A 4317-nucleotide genomic window follows, 5' to 3' on the forward strand; every position below is an offset into this window, starting at 1 on the left:
TTTACGATTTTTTAAGAACCTTTGAAAAAACAGAATGGATGAATGAAGGCGAGCATGATTTTGATACGCTTGCGGGATTTATCTTACATCAACTGGAGCGCATTCCGTTTACCGGCGACAGGCTCGACTGGCGGGGCTTTACTTTTGAAGTAGCCGATATGGACGGGCACCGGATAGACAAAGTACTGGTAACCATCTCTGAAACGATCAAAAAAGAAATGGAAGAATAAATTTTCACATTTATCAACTGCAGCCGGCATCAGATTTGAATAAACAGCGGCGATAATCCGTTATTTATGAAATCTGATCCCATGAAACCTGCAATTGTAAAATTGTTATGTGCGCTTTTACTTCATAACATTTTTATTTCCTGTAAAAAAGACAACACCGGTTTATATCCGGACGGCAATACCAGACCCGACCTTGAAATCATCGAAACCCTTCCGCCTGTTCAGACAGCGGTTCATTACGATATTACAGCCAATTGTGCAGGATTTTACAGGGCCTTACCTGCCCGTTACGACTCAACAACCAAACATTATCCTTTGCTCATTTTCCTTCATGGAGCCGGGGAGATGGGTAACGGCACAACAGATCTCCCCAAAGTGCTAAAGAATGCCGTTCCCAACCTTATCAATAAAAAGAAATTCCCTCCCAGCTTTACGGCAGGCGGCAAAAACTTCTCTTTTATCGTACTTTCCCCGCAGGTTAAAAACTGGACAACGCCGGAAGATGTGTATGCTATGATAAAATATGCTATTGCCAAATTACGGGTAGACACTACAAGAATATACGTTACAGGACTGAGTTTAGGCGGCAATACCACCTGGAATTTTGCTGCCAAGTATGGTCAGGTGGTAGCAGCAGTTGTGCCTATCTGTGCTTCTAATACTGCAACCGCATCAAAAACCAAAGCGATAGCATCAAGAAATATACCCGTCTGGACATTTCACAATGAAGATGACCCCGCGGCCCCGGTACAAAAAACAAAAGATTTCGTACAACTCATCAACAGCTACAATCCAAATCCCAAAGCCAGGATCACGTTATGGCCAACCGGCGGCCACGATGCATGGACAAAAGCCACCAACCCTTCTTACAGGGAAAATGGTATGAATATTTATGAATGGATGCTGCAGTACCATAAGTAGCAGCGAGAGGTGAGATGGGTGAATGGTGAATAGTGAATGCATCAGGCCAATTATCATTTCACAAGCCTTCGCATTCTCTTTCAAATCTGAAATTTGAAATTTCAGATTTGAAATTTGAAATGCTTCCTACTCCGCCGGCGTAAAAGTATAGCTCAATACTCTTTCTTCATAATTGGCCAATGTATACACTACGAGTGTGCCGTTTCTTCTGATGAACGTATAACGGAACCGATCATTATTGCGTTCTTTTTTATTGGCTTTTCTGAACCATCGCTCCAGGTCGAAGCGGGTAGTGTTGTATATCTGTATTTTTTTTAGCCTTGCGGTATTTATTTTCTTATTCTGATGATCCGTATTGCCTTCAACAGGTTCAAATATCGCCGGGCGGTATAAAAAACTGCTTACCGTATGGCTGCTGTCGAAAGTTACGCTCAAAGTATCTCCCAGATAGCCATATACATACCTTTCGCCCCTGTCACTGATATTTTTTTTAGTGGGTTCTCCAAAGAGCTTAACCGTTTCGCCCGGCGTGGTCATACCCTTTTCCAGTTTACGAACATTGTCTTCGGCTATAGGGTGATAAATAGCAAAAGGCGTATTGGCAGGATTGTATCGTGGACTGCATGCCGTTAGCAAGCTGCACATCACCCCAACGGCAAGTAAATGTGTATTCATAAGTAAGTTTATTTAAATACATGTTCTTATTAACTGTAGCTTACGCATTCCTTCAATTCTTTTTCGGTATAAGCCAGTCCGTATTGCTTTAATACATCATCGGGCACGCCATTCCACTGGTTGGGCTGGTTGCCCTTATACCCGATGTCTTCAATACCTATTTTGGAAGTATAAAAACCGGTACAGGTAAGGTTACGCATAAGTGTAAAAAAAGAAACGCCCTGCGACATTTCGGGTTTCGCTTTTCCCGGCCAGGCAATATCGTCTACCACCTGCATACGCTGGGCTTCATCGCAATCTTTAAATGTTTTTTGGAAGCGCTTGTAGCATTCCCTGTCTGTCCAGCGTAAGCCGCCACGCACAGGCACCTGATGCCCGGGCATATCTTTTACAATAAATTCAATGAAATCGGGCACACCTGCATCGGTTGCACTGCCGCTCACCTCATCCTTCGGAATGATGATATCAGCCAGTATGGCAATGGTGGCCATTTCATGTTCGGTGAAAAATTTACCGGAGACCACATTGTTATAATGTTCTATTTCTTCGGGCTGCCTGTCGGGTCCCGCAGCAGGCGTGCTGCCCGAACCGGCAGTTACTGCAGTGTCTGCCTTTTTCTTATCCGGCAGCTTACAGGCATCAAATAAAACCGTGGACGACAGGGAGCCCAGTCCAATGATCTTTAGTGATTTTCTTCTGTCCATATCTGCAATGTTTATCAGTAATAATTTAAAAATAGGATGAGATCAGAGGTTCTGCTTTTTCAGTTCATCAATAATGTATTCCGAGGCGCGCATAGACAATGCGAGGATGGTCCACGTTATATTTTTATCGGCCTGCGATGTAAAGGCTGCGCCATCTACGACAAACAGGTTCTTACAATCATGTGCCTGGTTCCATTTATTGAGCGCCGAGGTTTTAGGATCGCTGCCCATTCTTGCCGTGCCGCCTTCATGAATGATCTTACCCGGCGATTCCAGCCCGTATTTGTTTTCAGGACCGTCATTTCCGCCCCAGGTAATTACGGCGCCCATATTGTGCATGATCTCTTTAAAAGTTTCCTTCATGTGCTTAGCCTGCTTCACTTCATAATCGCTCCATTTTACATTGAACCGCAATACGGGGATACCATACTTATCCACCACAGTTGGATCTATTTCGCAATAGTTATCATGCCTTGCCACCGCTTCCCCCCGGCCGGCCATGCCTACCCCGGCCCCATAAAAAAACCGCTGATCCTCTTTTAATGAAGCACCATAACCACCTGCTTCTTTCTTTTTTCCGTTCACTTCATAAGTGCCGTTCTGGCTTTCAATCCCAAAACCAAAACCATAGGAAGGCATTCCCATACCACCCCAGTACTCAATATGATAACCACGGGGGAAATCCAGTTTTTTGTTATCGCCCCACCAGGGTGAATATACGTGCATACCACCCACACCATCTTCGTTGTACCGTTTTCTGCCGAAGAGCTTTGGAAGATAGCCCCCCAGCGCTGCACCGGTAGAATCATGCAGATACCTGCCCACCACATCGCTGGAGTTGGCCAATCCGTTGGGATGGCGTGCAGATTTGGAATTGAGCATCAGCCTTGCCGTTTCGCAGGCGCTGGCAGCCAGTATAACTACTTTGCCGTTGACCTGGTATTCGTTCATATCCTCCTTGTTTACATAGGATATGCCGGTTGCCAATCCTTTGTCATCCGTTATAACTTCTCTTGCCATGGCATTGGCAATTACATCCACATTGCCCGTGGCAACCGCCGGGTTTACCAGCACAGAGCCGGAAGAGAAATCCGCGTAATACTGGCATGATCTTCCGCATTGCCCGCAATACACGCAAATGCCCCTCTCGTTGTTAATGGTTTTGGTAAGCATGGAAAGCCTTCCCGGTATTACCGGCACCCCCGACCTGATGGCTGCATCTTTTATAAAAAGTTCATGCAGCCTGGGTTTGGGCGGCGGCAGGAAAAACCCGTCAGGATCATTCTCCAGTCCTTCGTTGGTGCCAAATACCCCGATCAGCTTGTCTACGCTGTCGTAAAAAGGCTTAATATCTTCATAACTTATAGGCCAGTTTTCGCCCAGCCCGTCAATGCTTCTTCTTTTAAAGTCTTTAGGGCCGAAACGCAGGGAGATGCGTCCCCAATGGTTGGTCCTTCCGCCCATCATACGCGCCCTGAACCAGTCCCATTCCGTTCCGGAAGCTTTGGTATACGGTTCTCCGTCAATTTCCCATCCGCCGTAGCAGGCATCAAAGTCACCGAAAGGCCGGTATTTTGTGCTGGACCCGCGCCGTGGCGATTCGTAGGGCCATTTGAACTGCGTAATATTTTTCTTGGGGTCAAAAAGAGCGCCGGCTTCGAGCAGGCAAACTTTAACGCCCGCATTGGCCAGCACATAAGCAGCCATTCCCCCGCCTGCTCCGGAACCTACAATAACCACATCATAACTTTTGGGGTTGGTCCTAATCTGAAAATCTCCCATACAAT

At 46.1% G+C, this 4317-nt stretch carries 5 protein-coding genes; 2 read left to right on the forward strand and 3 right to left on the reverse strand.

All coding sequences use genetic code 11. The features are described from left to right. The coding region (locus PLH26_RS20490; protein ID WP_324587883.1) for a transporter associated domain-containing protein at positions 1-230 on the forward strand (230 nt) is incomplete at its 5' end. Between the two features lie 81 nt (positions 231-311). Further along, complete coding sequence (locus PLH26_RS20495) at positions 312-1151, forward strand: carboxylesterase family protein (RefSeq protein WP_324587884.1); 840 nt, start codon at positions 312-314, stop codon at positions 1149-1151. Between the two features lie 126 nt (positions 1152-1277). Here the strand turns inward: PLH26_RS20495 and PLH26_RS20500 are convergent, their stop codons facing one another. Genes PLH26_RS20500 through PLH26_RS20510 form a run of 3 tightly spaced genes read right to left on the reverse strand, consistent with a single transcriptional unit; the run spans position 1278 to position 4312 of the window. Continuing rightward, entirely contained in the window at positions 1278-1826 is a 549-nt protein-coding gene (locus PLH26_RS20500; RefSeq protein WP_324587885.1) for a hypothetical protein, read from the reverse strand. 29 nt (positions 1827-1855) lie between these two features. Continuing rightward, positions 1856-2530, reverse strand: coding sequence for a gluconate 2-dehydrogenase subunit 3 family protein (locus PLH26_RS20505; protein ID WP_324587886.1), 675 nt, complete (start codon positions 2528-2530; stop codon positions 1856-1858). Between the two features lie 42 nt (positions 2531-2572). After that, positions 2573-4312, reverse strand: a complete 1740-nt coding sequence (locus PLH26_RS20510) for a GMC oxidoreductase (protein ID WP_502876428.1) — start codon at positions 4310-4312, stop codon at positions 2573-2575. Positions 4313-4317 lie beyond the last annotated feature (5 nt).

The sequence above is a fragment of the Agriterribacter sp. genome, from assembly GCF_035444585.1.
Lineage (GTDB): Bacteria > Bacteroidota > Bacteroidia > Chitinophagales > Chitinophagaceae > Agriterribacter.

What these genes read in the sequence shown, in the direction of transcription:
- PLH26_RS20495 (WP_324587884.1), top strand. Translation starts at nt 312, where the DNA reads ATGAAACCTGCAATTGTAAAATTGTTATGTGCGCTTTTACTTCATAAC.
- PLH26_RS20500 (WP_324587885.1), bottom strand. Translation starts at nt 1,826, where the DNA reads ATGAATACACATTTACTTGCCGTTGGGGTGATGTGCAGCTTGCTAACG.
- PLH26_RS20505 (WP_324587886.1), bottom strand. Translation starts at nt 2,530, where the DNA reads ATGGACAGAAGAAAATCACTAAAGATCATTGGACTGGGCTCCCTGTCG.
- PLH26_RS20510 (WP_502876428.1), bottom strand. Translation starts at nt 4,312, where the DNA reads ATGGGAGATTTTCAGATTAGGACCAACCCCAAAAGTTATGATGTGGTT.